General features: G+C 69.3%; 23 protein-coding genes. 8 read left to right on the forward strand and 15 right to left on the reverse strand.

From position 1 onward, the window contains the following. Window positions 1-47 precede the first annotated feature (47 nt). Window positions 48-1,091, forward strand: coding sequence for an LLM class flavin-dependent oxidoreductase (locus ACIOEW_RS24295; protein WP_362544973.1), 1,044 nt, complete (start codon window positions 48-50; stop codon window positions 1,089-1,091). A 107-nt stretch (window positions 1,092-1,198) separates the two neighbouring features. On the opposite strand, the gene ACIOEW_RS24300 is transcribed toward ACIOEW_RS24295, so the two are convergent. Next, window positions 1,199-1,591, reverse strand: coding sequence for an SCO5389 family protein (locus ACIOEW_RS24300; RefSeq protein ID WP_018550059.1), 393 nt, complete (start codon window positions 1,589-1,591; stop codon window positions 1,199-1,201). Window positions 1,592-1,854: 263 nt separating this feature from the next. Here ACIOEW_RS24300 and nucS point away from each other — a divergent pair, with 263 nt between their 5' ends. Next, window positions 1,855-2,526 carry an endonuclease NucS gene (gene nucS, locus ACIOEW_RS24305; protein ID WP_362544976.1) on the forward strand — a complete coding sequence of 224 codons (672 nt, stop codon included), beginning with the start codon at window positions 1,855-1,857 and terminating at the stop codon, window positions 2,524-2,526. A 176-nt stretch (window positions 2,527-2,702) separates the two neighbouring features. Here the strand turns inward: nucS and ACIOEW_RS24310 are convergent, their stop codons facing one another. From ACIOEW_RS24310 to ACIOEW_RS24325, 4 genes are all read right to left on the reverse strand, one after another. Beyond that, a complete protein-coding gene (locus tag ACIOEW_RS24310; RefSeq protein WP_401965886.1) occupies window positions 2,703-5,186 on the reverse strand; it encodes an ATP-binding protein in 2,484 nt (827 codons plus the stop codon). 297 nt (window positions 5,187-5,483) lie between these two features. Then, on the reverse strand, window positions 5,484-5,807 hold the full coding sequence (locus ACIOEW_RS24315) for an STAS domain-containing protein (RefSeq protein ID WP_018102617.1): 324 nt from the start codon (window positions 5,805-5,807) through the stop codon (window positions 5,484-5,486). 247 nt (window positions 5,808-6,054) lie between these two features. Beyond that, a complete protein-coding gene (locus tag ACIOEW_RS24320) occupies window positions 6,055-6,903 on the reverse strand; it encodes a 3-hydroxyacyl-CoA dehydrogenase family protein (RefSeq protein ID WP_362545456.1) in 849 nt (282 codons plus the stop codon). Between the two features lie 131 nt (window positions 6,904-7,034). Next, window positions 7,035-7,676: a TetR/AcrR family transcriptional regulator gene (locus tag ACIOEW_RS24325; protein WP_362544981.1), complete on the reverse strand. Its 642-nt coding sequence runs from the start codon at window positions 7,674-7,676 to the stop codon at window positions 7,035-7,037. A gap of 81 nt (window positions 7,677-7,757) precedes the next feature. Here ACIOEW_RS24325 and ACIOEW_RS24330 point away from each other — a divergent pair, with 81 nt between their 5' ends. The 3 genes from ACIOEW_RS24330 to ACIOEW_RS24340 all read left to right on the forward strand — a co-directional run bounded on the left by ACIOEW_RS24330 (window position 7,758) and on the right by ACIOEW_RS24340 (window position 10,075). Beyond that, window positions 7,758-8,540 (forward strand): ATP-binding cassette domain-containing protein, encoded by a 783-nt coding sequence (locus tag ACIOEW_RS24330; protein WP_362544984.1) that lies wholly within the window; start codon window positions 7,758-7,760, stop codon window positions 8,538-8,540. 35 nt (window positions 8,541-8,575) lie between these two features. Beyond that, window positions 8,576-9,325 carry an ABC transporter permease gene (locus tag ACIOEW_RS24335; protein ID WP_362544987.1) on the forward strand — a complete coding sequence of 250 codons (750 nt, stop codon included), beginning with the start codon at window positions 8,576-8,578 and terminating at the stop codon, window positions 9,323-9,325. 177 nt (window positions 9,326-9,502) lie between these two features. Continuing rightward, a complete protein-coding gene (locus tag ACIOEW_RS24340; RefSeq protein ID WP_362544990.1) occupies window positions 9,503-10,075 on the forward strand; it encodes a cob(I)yrinic acid a,c-diamide adenosyltransferase in 573 nt (190 codons plus the stop codon). Between the two features lie 27 nt (window positions 10,076-10,102). On the opposite strand, the gene ACIOEW_RS24345 is transcribed toward ACIOEW_RS24340, so the two are convergent. Beyond that, a complete protein-coding gene (locus ACIOEW_RS24345) occupies window positions 10,103-10,675 on the reverse strand; it encodes a hypothetical protein (protein WP_401965890.1) in 573 nt (190 codons plus the stop codon). Window positions 10,676-10,827: 152 nt separating this feature from the next. Here ACIOEW_RS24345 and ACIOEW_RS24350 point away from each other — a divergent pair, with 152 nt between their 5' ends. From ACIOEW_RS24350 to ACIOEW_RS24360, 3 genes are all read left to right on the forward strand, one after another. Continuing rightward, entirely contained in the window at window positions 10,828-12,042 is a 1,215-nt protein-coding gene (locus ACIOEW_RS24350) for a histidine kinase (protein WP_362544996.1), read from the forward strand. Next, window positions 12,039-12,689, forward strand: a complete 651-nt coding sequence (locus tag ACIOEW_RS24355; RefSeq protein ID WP_362544999.1) for a response regulator transcription factor — start codon at window positions 12,039-12,041, stop codon at window positions 12,687-12,689. The genes ACIOEW_RS24350 and ACIOEW_RS24355 overlap by 4 nt, the downstream gene beginning before the upstream one ends. Before the next feature lie 179 nt (window positions 12,690-12,868). Next, a complete protein-coding gene (locus ACIOEW_RS24360) occupies window positions 12,869-14,740 on the forward strand; it encodes a glycoside hydrolase family 18 chitinase (RefSeq protein WP_362545002.1) in 1,872 nt (623 codons plus the stop codon). Window positions 14,741-14,863: 123 nt separating this feature from the next. On the opposite strand, the gene ACIOEW_RS24365 is transcribed toward ACIOEW_RS24360, so the two are convergent. From ACIOEW_RS24365 to atpB, 9 genes are all read right to left on the reverse strand, one after another. Further along, on the reverse strand, window positions 14,864-15,310 hold the full coding sequence (locus ACIOEW_RS24365) for a DUF2550 domain-containing protein (RefSeq protein WP_362545459.1): 447 nt from the start codon (window positions 15,308-15,310) through the stop codon (window positions 14,864-14,866). A gap of 140 nt (window positions 15,311-15,450) precedes the next feature. Then, a complete protein-coding gene (locus ACIOEW_RS24370; protein WP_148020742.1) occupies window positions 15,451-15,825 on the reverse strand; it encodes a F0F1 ATP synthase subunit epsilon in 375 nt (124 codons plus the stop codon). A 109-nt stretch (window positions 15,826-15,934) separates the two neighbouring features. Next, a complete protein-coding gene (atpD, locus tag ACIOEW_RS24375) occupies window positions 15,935-17,377 on the reverse strand; it encodes a F0F1 ATP synthase subunit beta (protein WP_326738793.1) in 1,443 nt (480 codons plus the stop codon). Next, complete coding sequence (locus ACIOEW_RS24380) at window positions 17,377-18,294, reverse strand: F0F1 ATP synthase subunit gamma (RefSeq protein ID WP_362545007.1); 918 nt, start codon at window positions 18,292-18,294, stop codon at window positions 17,377-17,379. The genes atpD and ACIOEW_RS24380 overlap by 1 nt, the downstream gene beginning before the upstream one ends. Before the next feature lie 3 nt (window positions 18,295-18,297). After that, window positions 18,298-19,869 carry a F0F1 ATP synthase subunit alpha gene (gene atpA / locus ACIOEW_RS24385; RefSeq protein ID WP_362545010.1) on the reverse strand — a complete coding sequence of 524 codons (1,572 nt, stop codon included), beginning with the start codon at window positions 19,867-19,869 and terminating at the stop codon, window positions 18,298-18,300. A gap of 140 nt (window positions 19,870-20,009) precedes the next feature. After that, window positions 20,010-20,825, reverse strand: a complete 816-nt coding sequence (locus ACIOEW_RS24390; protein ID WP_362545013.1) for a F0F1 ATP synthase subunit delta — start codon at window positions 20,823-20,825, stop codon at window positions 20,010-20,012. Next, complete coding sequence (locus ACIOEW_RS24395; protein WP_362545016.1) at window positions 20,822-21,367, reverse strand: F0F1 ATP synthase subunit B; 546 nt, start codon at window positions 21,365-21,367, stop codon at window positions 20,822-20,824. The genes ACIOEW_RS24390 and ACIOEW_RS24395 overlap by 4 nt, the downstream gene beginning before the upstream one ends. Window positions 21,368-21,404: 37 nt before the next feature. After that, a complete protein-coding gene (gene atpE, locus ACIOEW_RS24400) occupies window positions 21,405-21,653 on the reverse strand; it encodes an ATP synthase F0 subunit C (RefSeq protein ID WP_018102636.1) in 249 nt (82 codons plus the stop codon). Window positions 21,654-21,721: 68 nt separating this feature from the next. After that, window positions 21,722-22,543 carry a F0F1 ATP synthase subunit A gene (gene atpB / locus ACIOEW_RS24405; RefSeq protein ID WP_389055106.1) on the reverse strand — a complete coding sequence of 274 codons (822 nt, stop codon included), beginning with the start codon at window positions 22,541-22,543 and terminating at the stop codon, window positions 21,722-21,724. Between the last annotated feature and the right edge of the window lie 111 nt (window positions 22,544-22,654).

The following is a 22,654-nucleotide window of genomic DNA, read 5'->3' on the forward strand; positions in this document are numbered from 1 at the left end:
GTTGCCAGTAGGGGAGAGCCGCGTCGGCCGCAAGGAGGTATCTGGCGATGCGTGTGGGAACGTTCGTACTGGCAGCCCAGTTTCCGGGACAGGGTCCGGGTGAGGCGCTGCATCGCGCGATCCGGTCCGCCGAGGTCGCGGAGGAGTCCGGCCTCGACTCGGTCTGGCTGGCCGAACATCATTTCGTGCCGTACGGGGTCTGCCCGTCGGCCGTGACGCTGGCCGCGCTGCTGCTCGGCCGCACGCGCAGAATCCGCGTCGGTACGGCGGTGAGCGTGCTGCCGACCCAGCATCCGGTGGCCCTCGGTGAGCAGGCCGCGCTGCTCCACCTCACCAGCGGCGGCCGGTTCACCCTCGGCGTCGGCAGGGGCGGTCCCTGGATCGACCTGGAGGTGTTCGGCGGCGGCCTGGAGGCGTACGAGAACGGCTTCCCGGAGTCTCTGGGGCTGCTGCTCGACTGGCTGCGCGAGGCGCGGGTGGCGGGCCGCGGGGAGCGCTACGGCTTCCGCGAGGTGGCGGTGGTCCCCCGGGCCGACGAGCTGATCGACAAGGAGAGCGGCGAGAGCCCCGGCGGCCCTGAGGTGATCGTCGCGTGCACCTCGCCGAAGAGCGTGAAACTCGCCGCCGAGAACGGCTTGCCGATGCTGCTCGGGATGCACTGCGGCGACGAGGAGAAGGCCGAGATGGTCGCCCTCTGGCGTTCCTGCGCCCTCGCCGCCGGCCGTTCGCCGGAGAGCGTACGGGAGGCGGGGCACGTGTCCGCGGGCGTGGCCCAGATCGCGGACCGTGCCGACGACGCCCGGGAGACGCTGGTGAAGGCGATGCCCGGCTGGCTGCGGCAGGGGCTGGGCGCCCATGTGACGGTCGACGGCCGGCACCGGGTGATGCGCGACCCGGTCGACTACACGGAGCTGCTGTGCGGGCTTCATCCGGTGGGCCCGCCCCGGCTCGCGGCCGACCGCCTCGCGGCCACGGCGGAGCGCACGGGCATCACCCGCTTCGCGCTCCTCGTGGAAGGTTCCGGAGATCTCGTGGCCACGGAGGAGAACGTAGCGCGGCTGGGCACCGAAGTGCTGCCGCTGCTCGAATGACCCGCACACGCCGGTTTCAGGGTGTACGTACTTTCAGGGTGTACATACGGGAGCTGCCGCCCCGGACCAGTTGCACCTCCCGCGGCCCGGGGCGGCAGCAAAAGACGTCAGCAGTCCCGTAGTTCGGGCGACTGGTTGAGCAACTGGCCCCTCACCGAAGTGAACTTGGCCAGTCGGTCGTCGACCGAGGCGTCCAGCGGGAACACCGCGACGCGGTGGCAGTTCTGGAATGCCAGACGCACCCCGAAGTGCCGCTGCAGCGCGCCGCGTATCGCATCACTCGCGAGCGCACGCAGCAGCTGACCACGTGCCTGCTCGTTGGGCGGCGGCGTCTGGTTGTCGGCGAACTCCCCGCCGTCGACCTTCAGCTGAGCCACCAACGAGCTGATCATCTCCCATGCGAAGGGCAGGGAGGTCCGGACGCAGTCGACGAAGTCGGCTTCGTCGACCTCGCCTCGCTCGGCCTGTTCCAACAGCGCCGGTGAGACGTCGAGCGACATGGGTTCTCCTCTCGCGACCCCGACGGAGGGCCGGGGCCTTACGGGCAGGGAAGCAGGACGGCGACGCAGCGTGCACGCACGGCGACCTCCTGCATCCACGGTAAGGGCGCAGTCCGGGCCGCACCAGGAGATTGGGAACACAACCGGCCAATAACGAAGGGGTTCAAAGAGGGGCAAGCCAGAAAGCGTCACTCCGGGACGGGGATGGAGTGACGGGTGGGTGAATCGCGTCGAGCACCTGTCGTCGAGTAGCGTTGCCGACCATGCGTCTCGTCATCGCCCGCTGCTCCGTGGACTACGCGGGCCGGCTCACGGCCCACCTGCCCTCCGCTCCCCGTCTGATCCTGGTGAAGGCGGACGGGAGCGTGTCGATTCACGCCGACGACAGGGCGTACAAACCGCTCAACTGGATGTCGCCGCCCTGCACCCTGAAGGAGGGCTCCGACGACACCGCGGGCATCTGGACCGTGGTGAACAAGGCGGGCGAAAAACTGATCATCACGATGGAGGAAATCCTCCACGACTCGTCCCACGAGCTGGGCGTCGACCCCGGCCTGATCAAGGACGGCGTGGAAGCGCACCTCCAGGAACTGCTCGCCGACCGGATCGAGACGCTCGGTGAGGGCTACACCCTCATCCGCCGCGAGTACTTCACCGCCATCGGCCCCGTCGACATCCTGTGCCGGGACGCCGACGGCCAGACCGTGGCGGTCGAACTCAAGCGGCGCGGCGACATCGACGGCGTGGAGCAGCTGACCCGCTACCTGGAGCTGCTCAACCGCGATCCCCATCTGGCACCGGTGAAGGGCATCTTCGCCGCCCAGGAGATCAAGCCCCAGGCCCGTGTCCTGGCGACGGACCGCGGCATCGGCTGCGTGGTCCTCGACTACAACGCGATGCGTGGCATCGAGGACGACAAGCTCAGGCTTTTCTGACCGGTCGGCTCCCCGGGGCCCACCGAGCCCCCTGAGGCCCGTCCGGCACCCTCAAGCCCGTCCGGCGATCGAGGCCGGAACCCTCTCCGCGGAGACCGGACATCCCGCCGGACGGGCGCGCACACATCAAGCCCGTCCGGCGATCGAGGCCAAGGCGCCCACCTGGGCGTCCCGGCTCAGGCCACCGACGGACTCACTACCGCACCCGTGGGCCCACTCGCCGAGTCCGACGTATCGGGCTCGGACGGCTCCGTCGTCTCCGACTCCGTGGGCGTAGGCGAATCACTCGGCTCCGGCGGCGTCGACGACGGGCTGGGCGGTGGTGAATCCGACTTCGTCGGCGTCGGCTTCGTCGTCCCCGGCGTCGTACGCGTCGGCGTAGGCCTGTCCGGCGAGGAGCCGCCCGACGACGGGGCCGTCTCCGAAGCACTGGCCCCCGGGGACGAAGTCCCGCTCCCGCCCGCCGGCACGGACTCGCTCCCCGAGGGGCCCGGCGTCGTCGACGACGACGCAGACGCGGAACCCGACGTCCTGGCGGACGGAGTCGTGCCGTCGGTGGGCCCCTCGGCCGGGAGCTCCTCCTCCGCGTCACCGCCCTCGGTCACCGACTGCTCGGTCGAGGCTCCGGAGTCACCCGGCGGGTCGGTGTTCGAGGTGAGCCCGAGGGTCACCACCGTGCCGAGCACTCCGGCCAGCAGGACGCCCGCCCCGGCGGCGACCAGATTGCGCCGGGCCCCGCCCAGAATCGCGAAGCGGCCGCCCTCCTTCTCGTCAGCCACCGGCGGAGCGCTGTGCCGGGACACGACGACGGTCTCGTCCGGGTACGTCCGCGGCATCGCGACGGGCATGACGGCAGGCAGGCCTCGGGGCGGTGACGCCAGAAGCGGGTTCGGCGGTGTCTCGCCCATCGCCATGACACCGCCCACGACCGGTCCGCCGGACCGGTCATCGACCAGGGCGAGCGCCCGCCTCCCGGCCACCGCGCCGGACTTGTCGGCGAGCGCCCCGCGCATGCTGATGGATGTCTCCAGCTCGGCCCTGGCCCGGTCGAGATTGCCGGTACAGAGGGCGAGCACGCCCAACTCATGGTGGAAATAGGCCTCTTCGGCGACCTCGCCGGCGATCCGGCCGGCCTCCTGGCCGATCCGCAGGGACCTCTCCCAGGCGCTCCAGTGCAGCCCTGCGGCGAAGGCGGGCGAGGCGCTGCGCGCCAGCAGCACGGCGACGCTCGTCTGGCCGGCCCCCTCCCCCGGCACCAGTTGCGCCATGGCCGCGACGATCGCATCGGCCTCCGCCACCACCCGTGCGGGGGTGACGGAGGGATGACCGGCCCACCAGGCGTAGTGCTGGGCCACCGTCCGGGCCCGGTCGGTGGCGCCCTCTCCGTATCCGGCGGCCTCCAGCTGGGCGAGGACACCGGCGGCCAGCCGGTAGCGGGAGCCGGCCGGGGACAGCAGCCCGCAGCCGGCCAGCTCACCGAGCGCCGCATCGGCGTGGGTGTCCCCCACGAGAGCCGGCAGATGCGCCTGGTGCGGCACCTCACCGCCGAGCGCGAACGCGAAGCGCAGGGTGTCGCGCGCGGCTTCACTCAGCCGTGAGCCCAGCAGCGCGGCGGGGGCGGCGCCCTCGCCGAGGCTGGGCAGCACCACTTCCTCGCCCGCCGGCCCGTCGATGCCCTCGGCCACCGGCGGCTGCCCGGCGGGGCGGTTCTGCAGGTAGCCGTACTCGTCGTACGCGGTCGGGTCGGTGCTCAGCAGGTCGATCTGGCGCAGCAGGGCGCCCGCCTGGACGAACCGCAGCGGGAGGCCCTCGGACTCGAACCAGAGGTCGCCCGCCCAGTTGGCCTCCTCCTCGGTGAGCTTCCGCTCGACCACCCGCTCCATCAGGTCGACGGATGCGGCGCGGTCAAGGCCGGCGAGGAAGACCTCTTCGAGGTGGGAGTCGGGGCCGGGCGCGGCCACATCGGGTGTGGCGGCCAGCAGGAAGGCGCATTCGGGCGTCGCGTCGAGCAGCTCGTCCAGTGCGGCGCCGCCGAACTCCAGGTCGTCGAGCACGACGACGGCGCCGGTCGACCGCAGCTTCGCCAGCAGCAGTTCCCGGTCCGGGCGGTGCAGCGGCGCGTCGTGGACGGCCTCGAAGAGTCCGTGGAGGAGGTCGGTGACGGTGCGCTTGTGACCGTTGAGCCGGACGACTCCATCGGGTGCGAGTTCCGCACAGTCGGCGGCGACGGCGTTCAGGAGGGCAGTTCGGCCGGAACCGGCCGGTCCGGTGAGCCGTACGGAGCGGCCGCGGGCCAGCAGGCGCGTCAGCCGTTCGCGTTCGTCCTCGCGCTGAAGGAGGGGAAGCCCAAGGACGGGCGGGCCGGGCGGGACGGGGGGCGCTGCGGCCCGGTCCCGGTCGGCGCGCTCCGCGGGGGTGCGCCGGACGGGTTCGGCGGGCTGCTCCCCGGGCGGGCACGGTTCGACCTCGCTCCCGTCGACGGGGTTGACAGTCAGCAGGAGGTCGCCGGCTATGAGCGGGACGATGCGAGCCTGTTGCGGTGTTTGCTGACCGAAATCCGGCGTCAGCGGATCGCGGGAAGGACGGCGTCGGCCGGCTTCCTCGGCGAAGCCGTCGCCGTCGTGGCCGAACTCTTCCGGCCCCCGGTGTATCGGGTCCATCGCCAAAGCCCCCAAGACGCGTCGAGCACGGTTGCCCCACCCGGCCTCGCACGTCCAGCTGTTGCTTCCGGTCCGGTGTCCGCCAGGTGGGCCCGTCAATCGGCAGACGGCCGAACCCTAAACCTTCGCACAGTATCTACGAACATCCGGGGTGCCGCGCCGCCCAACAGATCACGGTCTCGTGAGGATTGTGTGGCTTCGCCCGACCGCACACAGGACCGGGCGCGCAGGACCGGCGCATGGGCCCGGCGTCGCGGGGCCGACGCCCCCGGGACGGGCGTTCACCGCTGGGCACCCTCAGACGCGCGGCAGCGATTCCGCGGCGATTCCGCCCTCGATGGCCAGAATGCGGTGCAGTCGGGTGGCCACCAGCAGCCGTTGCATCTGCGGCGGTACGCCGCGGAGCACCAGCCGCCGTCCGGCGCGTCCGGCTCTGCGGTGCGCGCCCATGATGACGCCCAGCCCGGTGGCGTCCCACGAATCCAGCTCGGTCAGGTCGAGCACCAGATCGCCGACTCCGTCGTCGAGGGCCGAGTGCAGGACCGTACGGGCGTCCGCCGCGCTTCGGACATCGAGGCGGCCCCCGACGACCAGCTCGGCGTGGTCGCCCCTGATGTGCATATGCGCTCCCCTGAATGCTCCGTGGCGTGGTCGGTCTGTCTGAAACTGTCTCTGCCCCAACTGACTGCGGCAACGACAGGGAAGTTGCCGTCTGTAAGCGAACCGATACCGAATTCACTCCGTGGAGTGACTGAGGCACGCGGTGGAACCCTGCGGAACCGGTGCGAATCCACAGGTTCCGGCGGGAGGCCCCCGGAATCCCGGGTCTGACCGACGGCAGATCAGGCAAGCCGGGGGCCGAAAACGATCAGTAGGTGTAGAAGCCCTGCCCGCTCTTGCGGCCGATGTCACCTGCATCGACCATCCGGCGCATCAGCTCCGGGGCGGCGAACTTCTCGTCCTGAGACTCGGTGTAGATGTTCCCGGTGGCGTGCAGCAGGATGTCGACGCCGGTCAGGTCCGCGGTGGCGAGGGGCCCCATGGCGTGACCGAAGCCGAGCTTGCAGGCGATGTCGATGTCCTCGGCCGAGGCGACGCCCGACTCGTACAGCTTGGCGGCCTCGACGACGAGCGCCGAGATCAGCCGGGTGGTGACGAAGCCGGCCACGTCGCGGTTGACCACGATGCAGGTCTTGCCGACCGACTCGGCGAACTCCCGCGCGGTGGCGAGGGTTTCGTCGCTGGTCTTGTAGCCGCGTACGAGTTCGCACAGCTGCATCATGGGAACCGGCGAGAAGAAGTGCACACCGACGACGCGCTCCGGGCGCTCCGTCACGGCCGCGATCTTCGTGATCGGGATGGCGGAGGTGTTGGAGGCGAGCACGGCGTCGTCCCGGACGATCTTGTCGAGGGTCCGGAAGATCTCGTGCTTCACCTCCAGCTTCTCGAAGACGGCCTCGACGACGACGTCCGCGTCGGCGACAGCGTCGAGGTCGGTGGTCGTCGTGATGCGGGCGAGCGCGGCCTCGGCGTCGGACTCCGCGAGCTTGCCCTTGGAGACGAACCTGTCGTAGGAGGCCTTGATGCCGTCGCGGCCACGAGTCAGGGCGGCGTCCGTGACATCACGCAGCACGACGTCCCAGCCCGCCTGGGCGGAGACCTGCGCGATACCGGACCCCATGAGTCCGGCGCCGATGACGGCGAGCTTCCTGGCCACGTTGGCACCCCTATGCTTTCTCAACGGTTCTTCCACATGCTCTCCGGCGGAGGTTAGTACCCGTGAGGGGCGCTGGGGCAGCGAAGAGATGCGCGTCACGTCTCAAATGACGGACATCACACCGGGATGCGTCATTCGGCGGCGCGCCGGGCGTAGTTGAGCACCCTTTCGCCCAGCAGGTCCTCGACGTCGTCGAGCAGGACGAGGGCATCGCGGGACACCTCGGCGGCCTTGCGGCCCGCCACCATCTCCGCGCCGATGTACGCCATGAGCGTCGCGTGCACCCAGGCGAGCTGACCGGCCACCAGGCTCGCGGTCCGGTCCCCGGGCCCGTTCCCGCACTCCTCCTGAAGGGTCTCCTCCAGATGCTGGAGGGCCTCCTGCTGGATGTGCCAGAGGCGGGCCTTGAGGCTGTCGGCGTCCTCGATGACCCGCATGAACCGCTCGTACCCCTCCATCAGACCGACAGTGGGTGACACGCCCTCGACCTGGACGCGCAGTTCGCGAAGGACCGCGTCGGCCGCGGACTCCCCCTTGTCCCGGCCCCGGACGTACCGCGAGAGCCGGTCGACGATGCCGCGGCTGCGGTCGAGGAAAAGGTCTTCCTTGGTCGGGAAGTAGTTGTAGACCGTGTTCGCCGAGACGTCGGCGGCGCGGGCGATCTCGGCGATCGTGACCGCGTCGAATCCCCGCTCCAGGAAGAGACCGGTGGCCACGTCCGAGAGGTACTGCCTGGTCTGGCGCTTCTTGCGCTCCCTGAGTCCCTCAGCCATGGCCCCATCGTAGGACGCTCTGGGGTTCATGAATATTTGGTGTCATTGCATTTTTTCAGTGACTCTGTTTTTGTGGTCGCTATGCCAATCATCAGCACGGCCGGGCTCGCCCGGACCTTCGCCTCGAAGACCGGCCCCGTGGAGGCCGTCCGTTGCATCGACATGTCGGTCGCGACCGGCGAGATCGTCGGACTCCTCGGCCCCAACGGAGCGGGCAAGACCACCACCCTGCGCATGCTCACCACACTGCTCGCCCCCACCGGCGGCGCGGCCACCGTCGCCGGCTGCGACCTCCTCGCCGACCCGGCGGGCGTCCGGAAGAACTGCGGGTACGTGGCGCAGTCGGGCGGCGTCGACCCGCACATCAGCGTCGGTGAGGAGCTGGTCACCCAGGGCCGGCTGTACCGGCTCGGCAAGGCCGAGGCCGTTGCCCGGGCCTCGGAACTCGCCGCCGAGCTGGGCCTGACCGGACTGCTCGACCGCAGGACGGTCACGCTCTCCGGAGGCCAGCGGCGACGGCTCGACATCGCGATGGGACTCACCCACCGCCCAGCCGTCCTCTTCCTCGACGAGCCGACCACGGGGCTCGACCCGGGCAGCCGCGCCGATCTGTGGGACCTGGTGCGGCAGTTGCGCGACACGTACGGCACGACCGTCGTGCTCACCACCCACTACCTCGACGAGGCCGACGCGCTCGCGGACCGGCTCGTCGTCGTCGACGGCGGCCTGGTCGTGGCCGAGGGAACACCTGCCGCACTGAAGACCCGCTACGCCGGCTCACCCGCCGCCTCGCTCCAGGACGCCTTCCTGGCGGTCACCGGGCGCTCCCCCGCACCCGCGGACGCCGCTCCCGTCGCCGTATAGCCCCTCAGCACAGCCCGACCGCTCAGAGGAATCCGATGCTTCTCCACGACACCGCGCTCGTCTTCGGGCGGTACGCCCGGCAGACCCTGCGCTCCCGGTTCCAGATCTTCTTCGGCATCCTCATGCCACTGCTGTACCTGCTCCTCTTCGGACCGTTGCTCACCGGTCTGCCGCTCGGACCCGACGGTGACTCCTGGCAGGTCCTGGTCCCCGGACTGCTGCTCCAGCTCGGCCTGTTCGGTGCCTCGTTCACCGGGTTCGCCCTCATCATCGACAAGTCGACCGGGGTCGTGGAGCGGATGCGCGTCACCCCGGTCAGCCGGATGGCGCTGCTGCTGGGCCGGGTCCTGCGCGACGCGCTGCTCTTCATGTTCCAGGCGGTGCTGCTGGTGGCCGTCGCCGTGCTCATGGGGCTGCGCGCACCCCTGCCCGGCGTACTGATCGGCTTCGCGTTCGTCGGCCTGCTGACGGTCTCGCTGGCCTCGCTCTCGTACGCCCTGGCCATGAAGGTCGACACGCCTCAGGCGTTCGGGCCGGTCATCAACTCGGTCACCATGCCGGCCATGCTGCTCTCCGGCCTGATGCTGCCGATGACTCTGGGGCCCCGGTGGCTGGACGTGCTCTCGCACTTCACACCGTTCCGCTACCTCGTGGACGCGGTGCGGGACGCGTACGTGGGCTCGTACGCCACCGCACACATGCTGTACGGCGTCCTGGCCGCCCTCGGCTTCGCAGCGATCGCCGTGACAGTGGGCACACGCGTCTTCAGGAGGGCGGGTGCGTAACCAGTGCGGCGTCAGCCAGGGTCCGCCCCGTCGCGACGCCCGGCACGCACTCTCGCCGCACCGGCCGAAAGCCCGAGTACGTCCAGTACGAGGACTTCCGGCCGGCACGCCGAGAGCACGCACCGGACGCCGTTCCTTACCGGGCAACCCTGACTGACGCGGCACTAGGCTGACCGCATGGTCAACCTGACACGTATCTACACCCGCACCGGCGACACGGGCACCACCGCCCTCGGCGACATGAGCCGGACCGCCAAGACCGATCTGCGGATCTCCGCGTACGCCGACGCCAACGAGGCCAACGCGGTCATCGGCACGGCGATCGCACTCGGGCAGCTCGGCGAGGACGTCGTGAAGGTCCTCGTCCGCGTGCAGAACGACCTGTTCGACGTGGGCGCGGACCTGTCGACGCCGGTCGTCGAGGAGCCGAAGTACCCGCCGCTGCGCGTCGAGCAGTCCTACGTCGACAAGCTGGAGGCGGACTGCGACCACTTCCTGGAGCAGACGGAGAAGCTCCGCAGCTTCATCCTGCCCGGCGGCACCCCGGGCGCCGCTCTGCTGCACCAGGCGTGCACGGTGGTCCGGCGCGCGGAGCGTTCCACGTGGGCGGCGCTGGAGGTGCACGGCGAGGTGATGAACGCGTTGACGGCGACGTATCTCAACCGGCTCTCGGACCTGCTCTTCATCCTCGCCCGGGTGGCGAACCAGGAGGTCGGCGACGTGCTGTGGGTGCCGGGCGGTGAGCGCTGACCGAGGACACCACCGCCCGCGGGGACCTCACCCCACGGGCGGGCCCGGCACGTGCTTCGCGTCGCCCCGCGGATCCCGCTTCGGGAACAGCGTGTAGCTCACCGCGATCAGCAGGTTGATGCCGATCACGAAGAGCATCGTCCGCTGCCACGACTGCAGCGACGCGGTGTCCCCGTCTCCCCCGACGTACCAGACCGCCGCCTGGAGCAGCGCCAGCGCCGTGACAGCGGCCACCGTCCACCGCCCGGCCACCCGCCACTCGTGCACGGCCCGCGCCATCCCGTACTTGGGCGGCTTCACCGGCGGCGGACCGCCCGCGAAACGGTGCGCGACCCGGGCGTCGACCCACCGGACCGTGGAGTGCCCCAGTCCGACCGTGAAGCCGATGTACACCGCGGCGAGCCCGTGCTTCCAGTCCGGATCGGCGCCGTTCTTCAGGTCGACAGCCGTCACCACCAGCAGGACGAGTTCCAGCAGCGGCTCGCACAGCAGCACGGCGGCGCCCAGTCGCGGCATCCTCGCCACGTAGCGCAGCGCGAGCCCGGCGGCCAGCAGTACCCAGAAGGCGATCTCGCAGAGAACGATCAGTGTGACGATCACAGTCCGATTCCTTTCGCTCCCTTCCAGCCTCGTCGCCGCCGCGCCCCGCATCATCGCCCCCGGTGACGAAAGACCACTGCATCCTTCGATGTACCGACGGATCGCTCCCTGTACGGACGTGCCGCCGCGGGCCGGACGTGTTGGATGGGTGGGTGTTCACTCCGGCCCGCTACCGCCACCTGGCCCGCCCCCACCGCAGCGACGTCCTCATCGCCGTCGTCGGACTGCTCGGCGGAACGGTCCTGTCGCTGCTCGGTCTGCACATGCAGAACGGCCGCCTCTTCGACGCGCCCTGGCTCGCGCTCCTCCCGCTCGCCGTGATGTCCGGGGTGGAACTGCTGCGCAGAAGCGCACCGCAGACGGCTCTGGTCATCGGCACGCTCGCGCTGGTCGCGGACCAGTTCACGCCCGGGAACCTGGCGACCGTGCTGATGTTCACCGACCTCATGTACGCGGCCGTGCTGTACGGGACCCCGGCGGCCGCCCGCCGGATCCCGGTGACCACCTTCCTGATCACGGTCGCGGTCACGATCGGGTTCCTGGCCTGGTTCCGGGACGCCGAGGCGCTGCTTGTCGGGATCGTCACCGGTCTGGTCTCGTTCGTGCCCGCGCTCACCGGGGTCAGCGTCCGCAACCACCGCGACGCCGCCGAGACCGCCCGGCTGCGCGCCGATCAGACCGCCCTGCTGGCCGAGATGGACCGCGCGCAGGCGGTGACCGCCGAACGCGCCCGGATGGCACGCGAACTGCACGACATGGTCGCCAACCACCTCTCCGCCATCGCCATCCACTCCACCGCCGCGCTCTCCATCGACGACCCGGCGACCTCCCGCGACGCCCTCGGGGTCATCCGCGAGAACAGCGTCGACGGTCTGGCCGAAATGCGCCGTCTGATCGGGCTGTTGCGCACCGGGGCAGCGGACCTGGAGCCGAGCAGCTCTCCGACCCTCGGCTCGCTGGACGCCCTCATCGAGCAGCACCGTACGAACGCCGCCTCCAGCGGGCTGACCTGCACCCTGGACGATGCCCGCACCGACTCCGGCCGGCTGCCGGCCCCGGTCGAGCTGGCCGCGTACCGCATCGTCCAGGAGTCCCTCACGAATGCGCTCAAGCACGCCGCACCGGGACCGGTCACCGTTCGGCTGGGGCAGACGGGAGAGCTGCTGACGGTGGAGGTGGTCAGCCCCCTCGGGAACCGGCCGGGGCCGCGCGCACCGGGCTCGGGGGCCGGTCTGATCGGGATGCGGGAGCGAGTGGCGCTGCTCGGCGGGGAGTTCGAGGCGGGCACCGTGTCCACCGGGGACGGGGCGAAGATCTGGCAGGTTCGGGCAGAACTGCCCGTGGCGGAAGGAAGCGTGAAGCCATGACGATCCGGGTTCTGGTCGCCGAGGACCAGTCGGCCGTACGGGCGGGGCTGGTGCTCATCCTGGGCAGCGCACCGGACATCGAGGTCGTCGGGGAGGCCGGTGACGGTGAGGAGGCCGTCCGGCTGGCCCGCGAACTGCGTCCGGATCTGGTGCTGATGGACATCCAGATGCCCCGGCTCGACGGGGTCTCCGCGACGAGGCAGGTGGTCGAGGAGCGGCTGGCGGACGTGCTGGTGCTGACGACGTTCGACCTGGACGAGTACGTGTTCGGCGCACTGCGGGCCGGGGCGTCGGGCTTTCTGCTGAAGGACACCGAGGCGCGCGGGCTGCTGGACGCGGTCCGTACCGTGGCGCGCGGCGAGGGGCTGATCGCCCCGTCGGTGACGCGCCGGCTGATCGCGGAGTTCGCCGGGACCACCTCTGCACGGCGGTCGGAAGGTCCCGACAGGACGGTCCTGGACGCGCTCACCCGGCGCGAACGCGAGGTGCTCGGCTGTCTCGGGGAGGGGCTGTCGAACGCGGAGATCGCGGTGCGGCTGTCGATGGCCGAGGCGACGGTGAAGACGCACGTCAGCCGGTTGCTGGGGAAGCTGGAGCTGCGGAGCCGAGTCCAGGCAGCGGTGCTGGCACAGGAGTTGGGTGTCTGAGGTTTATCCGCACCCAACCACGATCTTTGGTCTGGACCTCTTGACGATTGGTCCAGACCTTCCTAATCTCACCGAGCACACTGCGGTGAGCCCGCCATGACAAGGCGGACTCAGGGCGGCGCAGGGTTTGCAGTCCACGGACCACCCCCGTTTGTCCGGACCTCACCCGAGGAGCACCGTTGAGCACTGAGACCCCCCGCCGGACCCGATTCAGATTCGGGGCCGGAAAAGCCACCAGATCCCGAGCCGTCGCGGGCCTCACCGCACTGCTCCTTCCGCTCGCCGCGATGGTCGGCATGGCCTCCCCGGCCGAAGCAGCGACCTCGGCGACCGCCACGTACCTCAAGAAGTCCGACTGGGGCAGCGGCTTCGAGGGCCAGTGGACGGTGAAGAACACCGGCACCACCGCCCTCAGCTCCTGGACCATCGAGTGGGACTTCCCCTCCGGCACCGCCGTCGGTTCCGCCTGGGACGCCACCGTCACCAGCTCCGGCACCCACTGGACCGCCAAGAACCTCGGCTGGAACGGCTCGGTCGCACCGGGCGCCAGCGTCTCCTTCGGCTTCAACGGCACCGGCGCCGGCTCCCCCACCGGCTGCAAGCTGAACGGCGCCTCCTGCGACGGCGGCAGCGTCCCCGGCGACAACGCCCCCTCGGCACCGGGCACCCCCACCGCGAGCGCCGTCACCGACACCTCGGCGAAGCTGAGCTGGAGCGCGGCCACCGACGACAAGGGCGTCAAGAACTACGACGTCCTGCGGGACGGCGCGGTCGTCGCCACGGTCACCGGCACCACGTACACCAACACCGGCCTCGCCGCGGGTACCGACTACTCGTACACCGTGCAGGCCCGGGACACCGCCGACCAGACCGGCCCGGCCAGCGGCGCCGTCAAGGTGCACACCACCGGCGGCGGTGGCACCGACCCCGGCACCGGCTCCAAGGTCAACCTCGGCTACTTCGCCGAGTGGGGCGTCTACGGCCGGAACTACCACGTCAAGAACCTGGACACCTCCGGTTCCGCCGCGAAGATCACGCACATCAACTACGCCTTCGGCAACGTCCAGGGCGGCAAGTGCACCATCGGTGACTCCTACGCCGACTACGACAAGGCGTACACCGCCGACCAGTCCGTCGACGGCGTCGCCGACACCTGGGACCAGCCGCTGCGCGGCAGCTTCAACCAGCTGCGCAAGCTGAAGGCGAAGTACCCGCACATCAAGGTCCTGTGGTCCTTCGGCGGCTGGACCTGGTCCGGCGGCTTCGGCCAGGCCGCGCAGAACCCGGCCGCGTTCGCCCAGTCCTGCTACGACCTGGTCGAGGACCCCCGTTGGGCCGATGTCTTCGACGGCATCGACATCGACTGGGAGTACCCCAACGCCTGCGGTCTGACCTGTGACACCAGCGGCCCGGCCTCGCTGAAGGCGCTGACGTCCGCACTGCGCACCAAGTTCGGCAGCAGCAACCTGGTGACCGCGGCCATCACGGCCGACGGCTCCCAGGGCGGCAAGATCGACCTCGCCGACTACGCGGGCGCCGCGCAGTCGCTGAACTGGTACAACGTGATGACGTACGACTTCTTCGGCGCCTGGGACGCGAAGGGGCCGACGGCCCCGCACTCCCCGCTCACCTCGTACAGCGGCATCCCGAAGGCCGGCTTCACCGCCACCGAGGCCATCGCCAAGCTGAAGACCCAGGGCGTCCCCGCCTCGAAGCTGCTGCTCGGCATCGGCTTCTACGGCCGCGGCTGGACCGGTGTCACCCAGGACGCACCCGGCGGCACCGCCACCGGCGCGGCCCCCGGCACGTACGAGGCCGGCATCGAGGACTACAAGGTCCTCAAGAACAGCTGCCCGTCCACCGGCACGATCGCCGGCACGGCGTACGCGCACTGCGGCACCAACTGGTGGAGCTACGACACCCCGGCCACCATCGCGTCCAAGATGACCTGGGCGAAGAACCAGGGCCTGGGAGGCGCGTTCTTCTGGGAGTTCAGCGGGGACACCAGCAACGGTGAGCTCGTGAGTGCGATGAACAGCGGTCTCAAGTAGTCCCCACCGCACGGCTCATCACGTAACCCCCGAAAAGCACCGGGGAGACAGGTCCGCCCCCTGTCTCCCCGGTTTTTCGTGTCTGTTGTACGCGGGCCGGTCTCAGGTGTACGCGGGCCGGTCTCAGGCCACGTTCACCCTCTGGCCGGGCGGTGCCGCCTCCAGCCAGGCGAGGAATCCGGTGAGGGCGTCCTCGCTCATCGCCAGCTCCAGGCGGGTCTCCCGGTGGAGACAGCCGAGTACGACGGCGTCGGAGAGCAGCGCGAGCTCCTCCTCGCCCTCGGGCAGCCGACGGGTGACGACCTCGATCGAGGAGCGCTCCAGCACCCGGCGCGGGCGTGGGGAGTAGCTGAAGACCCTGAACCAGTCGACCTTGTCGCCGTGATAGCGGGCGACTCCGTACACCCAGCCCTTGCCCGAGAGATCGGGCTCAGCCGACACGTTCCATCGCAGGCTGCAGTCGAAGGTCCCGCCGGAGCGCTGAATCAGCCGCCGGCGCAGACCGAAGACGAAGAGCCCCACCAGGACCAGTGCGACGACGAGCCCGCCCACCCACAGCGCGAGGACCATCTCCACCGACCTCCTCGCGTCATCGAGTAAACGGATACCGCCCGAACTTCACCTGCACCTGCATCGCCTCAGCCGCGACACGGTCTGGAGAGGTCTCCAGCTCGGGCCGCGGCTGAGGGTAAAGCCGTTTCGCGGGGTGACTAGTGCACCGCCACCGCACGCAGTCGCACATCGGCGCGGCGCTCGGCAGCGCTGTCCGTGTCCGACTTCGCACGCTCGAACGCACGCTCCGCGCGCTCGACATCGATCTCGTCGGCCAGCTCGGCAATCTCCGCCAGCAGCGAGAGCTTGTCGTCGGCGAACGAGATGAAACCGCCGTGCACAGCGGCGACGACAGTGCCGCCTTCGCTCGTACGGATCGTCACCGGGCCCGATTCCAGCACACCCAGAAGCGGCTGGTGACCGGGCATGACGCCGATGTCGCCGGACGTGGTACGTGCGACAACGAGGGTGGCCTCGCCGGACCAGACACTGCGGTCCGCGGCGACCAGCTCGACATGCAGCTCAGCAGCCAAGGGTGGCTCCTCGGGTCACCACCCGGCGGTCATGCCGGGTGTTGGGTCAATTCTACGGGGCGTGGTGAGGGGGGCGGGACACACCCACCCCCCTCGGTGAGCCGGAGGCTCAGGAGACGCCGAGCTCCTTGGCGTTGGCCTTCAGGTCCTCGATGCCACCGCACATGAAGAACGCCTGCTCGGGGAAGTGGTCGTACTCCCCGTCACAGATCGCGTTGAACGCGGCGATCGACTCGTCGAGCGGAACATCCGAACCGTCCAGGCCGGTGAACTGCTTGGCGGCGTGGGTGTTCTGCGACAGGAAGCGCTCGACGCGACGGGCACGGTGGACAACGAGCTTGTCCTCCTCGCCCAGCTCGTCGATGCCGAGGATCGCGATGATGTCCTGGAGGTCCTTGTACTTCTGCAGGATCCCCTTGACGCGGCTGGCCGTGTCGTAGTGGTCCTGCGCGATGTAGCGCGGGTCCAGGATGCGGGACGTGGAGTCCAGCGGGTCCACGGCCGGGTAGATGCCCTTCTCGGAGATCGGACGGGAGAGAACCGTCGTCGCGTCGAGGTGGGCGAACGTGGTGGCCGGGGCCGGGTCGGTCAGGTCGTCCGCGGGGACGTAGATCGCCTGCATCGAGGTGATCGAGTGACCACGCGTCGAGGTGATGCGCTCCTGGAGCACACCCATCTCGTCGGCCAGGGTCGGCTGGTAACCCACTGCGGACGGCATGCGGCCGAGCAGTGTGGAGACCTCGGAACCGGCCTGCGTGAAGCGGAAGATGTTGTCGATGAAGAGCAGCACGTCCTGCTTCTGCACATCGCGGAAGTACTCCGCCATGGTCAGGGCGGACAGGGCCACGCGAAGACGCGTGCCCGGCGGCTCGTCCATCTGGCCGAAGACCAGTGCGGTCTTCTCCAGAACGCCCGAGTCCGTCATCTCGTCGATGAGGTCGTTGCCCTCACGGGTGCGCTCACCGACGCCGGCGAACACCGACACACCGTCGTGCAGCTTCGCCACACGCATGATCATTTCCTGGATGAGGACCGTCTTGCCGACGCCCGCACCACCGAACAGACCGATCTTGCCGCCCTTGACGTACGGGGTCAGCAGGTCGACGACCTTCAGGCCGGTCTCGAACATCTCGGTCTTGGACTCGAGCTGGTCGAAGGCCGGGGCCTTGCGGTGGATCGGCCAACGCTCGGTGATCTGAGCTTCGGCCTCCGGCTCGTTCAGGATCTGACCGAGGGTGTTGAACACCTTGCCCTTGGTGATGTCACCGACCGGCACCATGATGCCCTTGCCGGTGTCGGTCACCGGGGCCTGGCGGACCAGACCGTCGGTGGGCTGCATCGAGATCGCGCGGACCACGCCGTCACCCAGGTGCTGGGCGACTTCGAGGGTCAGCGTCTTACGAGCGCCGGCCTCGGCCGGGTCGTCGACCTCGACGTGCAGGGCGTTGTAGATCTCCGGCATCGCGTCGACGGGGAACTCCACGTCGACGACCGGGCCGATGACCCGGGCGACGCGGCCCGTGGCAGCGGCCGTCTCAACTGTCGTCGTCATTACTTGTCACTCCCCGCGGACGCGTCGGCCAGCGCACCTGCACCGCCGACGATCTCGCTGATTTCCTGGGTGATTTCGGCCTGGCGGGCCGCGTTGGCAAGCCGGGAGAGGCTCTTGATCAGATCCCCGGCATTGTCGGTCGCCGACTTCATCGCGCGGCGGCGGGCGGCGTGCTCGGAAGCAGCAGCCTGCAGCAGTGCGTTGTAGATGCGGCTCTCGACGTAGCGCGGCAGGAGGGCGTCGAGGACGTCCTCCGCCGACGGCTCGAAGTCGAACAGCGGAAGGATCTCGTCCTTCGCACCGCTCTCCTCCGCGACCTCGTCGAGCGAGAGCGGCAGCATCCGGCCGTCGACCGCGTTCTGCGTCATCATCGACACGAACTCGGTGTAGACGATGTGCAGCTCGTCGACGCCGCCCTCGGCCGTGTCCTTCTGGATGGACTCGATCAGGGGCGCGGCGATCTTCTTGGCGTCCGCGTACTCCGGGCTGTCGGTGAAGCCGGTCCACGACTCCGCGACCTTGCGCTCGCGGAACCCGTAGTAGGCGACACCCTTACGGCCGACGATGTACGTGTCGACCTCCTTGCCCTCGGCCGCAAGCCGCTCCCGCAGCCGCTCCGCAGCCTTGATGGCGTTGGAGGAGTAGCCGCCGGCCAGACCGCGGTCGCTCGTGAGGAGCAGGACCGCGGCCCGCACCGGGGCCTCGGCCTCGGTGGTGAGCGGGTGCTTGGTGTTGGAGCCGGTCGCCACCGCGGTCACCGCGCGGGTGAGCTCGGTGGCGTACGGCATCGACGCCGTCACCTTGCGCTGCGCCTTGACGATGCGCGAGGCGGCGATCATCTCCATCGCCTTGGTGATCTTCTTGGTCGCGGTGACGGCTTGGATGCGGCGCTTGTAAACGCGAAGCTGAGCGCCCATCGATCAGCCCTCGCCCAGGAGCTTGCCGTCCGAGGTCTCGAACTGCTGCTTGAAGGCGGCGATCGCGTCGGCGATCGACTGCAGCGTGTCGTCGGACATCTTGCCGCCCTCGGCGATGCTGGTCAGGAGGTCCTTGCGCTCACGGCGCAGGTACTCCAGCAGCTCGCCTTCGAAGCGACGGATGTCCTCGACCGGGACGTCGTCCATCTTGCCCGTGGTGCCGGCCCAGACGGAGACGACCTGCTCCTCCATCGGGAACGGGGCGTACTGCGCCTGCTTCAGCAGCTCGACCATGCGCTTACCGCGCTCGAGCGACGCCTTGGAGGCCGCGTCCAGGTCGGAACCGAAGGCGGCGAACGCCTCCAGCTCGCGGTACTGGGCGAGGTCCACGCGCAGTCGGCCGGAGACCTGCTTCATGGCCTTGTGCTGGGCGGAGCCACCGACTCGGGAGACCGAGATACCGACGTTGAGCGCCGGACGCTGACCCGCGTTGAACAGGTCGGACTCCAGGAAGCACTGGCCGTCGGTGATGGAGATGACGTTGGTCGGGATGAACGCCGACACGTCGTTCGCCTTGGTCTCGACGATCGGGAGGCCCGTCATCGAACCGGCACCCATCGCGTCGGAGAGCTTGGCGCAACGCTCCAGCAGACGCGAGTGCAGGTAGAAGACGTCGCCCGGGTAGGCCTCACGGCCCGGCGGACGGCGCAGCAGAAGCGACACGGCGCGGTAGGCGTCGGCCTGCTTCGAGAGGTCATCGAAGATGATGAGGACGTGCTTGCCGGCGTACATCCAGTGCTGGCCGATGGCCGAGCCGGTGTACGGCGCCAGGTACTTGAAGCCGGCCGGGTCGGACGCCGGGGCGGCGACGATGGTCGTGTACTCGAGCGCGCCGGCCTCTTCCAGGGCACCTCGCACGGAGGCGATGGTGGAGCCCTTCTGACCGATGGCGACGTAGATGCAGCGCACCTGCTTGTTCACGTCGCCCGAGCGCCAGTTGTCGCGCTGGTTGATGATCGTGTCGACGGCCAGCGCGGTCTTACCCGTCTGACGGTCGCCGATGATCAGCTGACGCTGGCCGCGGCCGATCGGCACCATGGCGTCGACGGCCTTGTAGCCGGTCTGCATCGGCTCGTGCACCGACTTACGGACCATGACGCCAGGGGCCTGCAGCTCGAGGGCGCGACGGCCTTCGGTCGCGATCTCGCCGAGGCCGTCGATCGGGTTGCCGAGCGGGTCGACGACGCGGCCGAGGTAACCCTCGCCGACGCCGACGGAGAGCACCTCACCGGTGCGCTGCACCGGCTGGCCCTCCTCGATTCCGCTGAACTCGCCGAGGACGATCGCACCGATCTCGCGCTCTTCGAGGTTGAGGGCGAGACCGAGGGTTCCGTCCTCGAACTTCAGCAGTTCGTTCGCCATGGCGGAGGGCAGACCCTCCACCTTCGCGATGCCGTCGCCGGCAACGCTGACCGTTCCGACCTCCTCGCGCGAGGCCGCGTCCGGCTGGTACGACTGGACAAAGTTCTCCAGTGCGTCCCGGATCTCCTCCGGCCGGATCGTGAGCTCCGCCATCTGGGTTCCCTGCTCTCCTTGTTGGGCCCGAAGTTTCTTAAGGGGGTCTGGGGGCCGACCCCCAGGAATCTTCTGCAATTTCTGCACGGCCCAACCGGGCCGCTGGTCTTGCTCTGTTCTGTTTGGTACGTCGCGCAGGGTCAGCCGGCCATGCGACGGGTCGCCTCGTCGAGGCGCTCCGCGATGGTGCCGTTGATGACCTCGTCGCCGACCCGCACCGCGATCCCGCCGAGGACCTCGGGGTCCACGTCGAGGCTCAGGTGCATCTGCCGGCCGTAGATCTTCGCCAGGGCGGCGCCGAGGCGCTGCTTCTGCCGGTCACTGAGCGGCACGGCCGAGGTGACGACCGCGACCACGCGGTCCCGGCGGTCCGCGGCGAGCTTGGAAAGGGACTCGAGTCCCGCTTCCAGGCTACGTCCCCGGGGCTGGGTGACAAGCCGCACGACGATGCGCTCGGTGGTGGGCCGCGCCTTTCCGCCGAGCAGGCTGCGCAGCAGCTCGCCCTTGGCGGCGGGGGTCGCGGTCCGGCTGGTGAGCGCGGAGCGCAGTTCGGTGTCCGAGGCCACGATCCGGCCGAACCGGAACAGCTCGTCCTCGACGTCGTCGAGGTCTCCACTGCGCTGGGCGGCGGTGAGGTCGGCGATGTTCGCCAGCTCCTCGACCGAGTCGACCAGGTCACGCGACTGCGACCAGCGCGAGCGGACCATGCCGGAGACCAGGTCGACGGCTTCGCCGCCCACCTGACCGCTCAGCAGCCGTCCGGCCAGCTCGGCCCTGGCCTCGCCGGCCTGCGCCGGGTCGGTCAGGACCCGGCGCAGCGACACCTCGCGGTGCAGCAGCGCCGTGACGCCGGCCAGGTCCTCGGCGAGCTTCGACGCGTCGACCGACGTGTTGTCGGTCAGTGCGTCGAGGCGCTCGCGTGCGGCAGCCAGTGCCTCGCGGCTTGCGCTGTTCATCGGACTGCCTCGGCCTTCGCCTCGAGCTCGTCGAGGAACCGGTCGACGGTGCCGCTCTGCCGGGCGTGGTCCTCAAGGGACTCGCCGACGAGCTTGCCGGCCAGGTCGGTGGCGAGCTTGCCCACGTCCTGGCGCAGCGCCGAAGCCGCAGCCTTGCGGTCGGCCTCGATCTGGGCGTGGCCGGCAGCGACGATCTCCTCGCGCTGCCGCTGGCCTTCCGCCCGCATTTCCTGCAGGATCACGGCGCCCTGCTCCTGCGCCTCCTGGCGCAGACGAGCGGCTTCGTGGCGGGCCTCGGCGAGCTGAGCCTTGTACTGCTCAAGAACGCTCTGGGCCTCGGTCTGGGCCGCATCGGCCTTTTCGATGCCGCCTTCGATGGCCTCGCGACGCTCTTCCAGAACCTTGTTGATGTTCGGGAGGAGCTTCTTGGCGAGGAAACCGAAGACGATGACGAAAGCGATGAGGCCAATGACGAGCTCAGGGATCGGCGGGATCAGCGGGTTTTCCGGATCCTCCGCCGCGAGCTGAACCAGGGGGTTCACGTCAGTGCCTTCCGTCGAATGGGCTGTTCGCGACCGGTCAGGAGGTCGGGTAGACGAACGGCATGACCAGACCGATCAGGGCGAGCGCCTCACAGAAGGCGAAGCCGAGAATCTGGTTGGCGCGGATGAGGCCGGCAGCCTCGGGCTGACGGGCCAGCGCCTGGGTGCCGTTACCGAAGATGATGCCGATGCCGACGCCGGGGCCGATCGCGGCGAGGCCGTAACCGATCGAGCCGAGGTTGCCCTTGATTTCGACGCCGGCGGCGAGGGTCTGGAGAGCGGACATGCCGGTTCTTCCTTCTCTTTCAATGTCCGGTGGGGGTTGGCCACCGGGTGCTTCAGGAGGTGAGGTGCTCAGTGCCCCTTGGCGAGAGCGCCCTGAATGTAGCTGCAGGCCAGGAGCACGAACACATAGGCCTGAACAGCCTGGATGAAGAGCTCGAAGGCCGTCATCACGAGGACCATCACGAACGACACGCCTGCGTAGGCGAAGCCGATGCCGTTGAGCAGGTACCAGCTGGCGATCGTGAAGAGCAGCAGGAGCGTGTGGCCCGCGAACATGTTGGCGAAGAGTCGGACCGCGTGCGTGAACGGCCGGACCAGCAGGTTCGAGAACAACTCGATGGTCATCGAGAGCGGCAGGACCCCGCCGAGGCTCTTGTCGTAGCCCGTGAAGTTCTTGAAGGCACCGACGAAACCGTGCTTCTTGAAGGTCAGGCCGACCCACACGATGTAGACGATCCCGGCCAGAACGGCGGGGTACGAAATGATCGCCGTCACGGGGAACTGCGCGATCGGGATGATGGACCAGAGGTTCATCATCCAGATGACGAAGAACAGGGAGACCATCAGCGGGACGTACTTCTCGCCGTCGCGCTTGCCGATCGTCTCGTAGACGATGCCGCGGCGGATGAAGTCGTATCCGGCCTCGGCCGTCATCTGAAGCTTGCCGGGCACCAACTTCGGCTTACGGAAGGCGGCCCAGAAGAAGCCAACGATGATGACCGAGCCGAGCAGGGCCAGCAGCATCGTCTTGTTGAAGTACAAGTTGCTGTCCGCGTCGCCCCAGAGGGGCTCGAACAGGAACGAGTGCAGGCCGGGTGCCGGGAAACCACAACCGTCGAAGATGTGGCAATCGGTCTCGAAGGCGAGCACCTGTGTCGGGTCAGCACTCACCGCGGGCTCCTTCAGCGTGGCGCATAGGTACGGCAACCTCGTTGTGTCGGCGCGGCGCGCAGCCGCGGTTCGGCACTGGACTGGTGTTTCGGATGTGTGAGCGGCAGTCAG

The sequence above is a fragment of the Streptomyces sp. NPDC087901 genome (genome assembly GCF_044742205.1).
Lineage (GTDB): Bacteria > Actinomycetota > Actinomycetes > Streptomycetales > Streptomycetaceae > Streptomyces.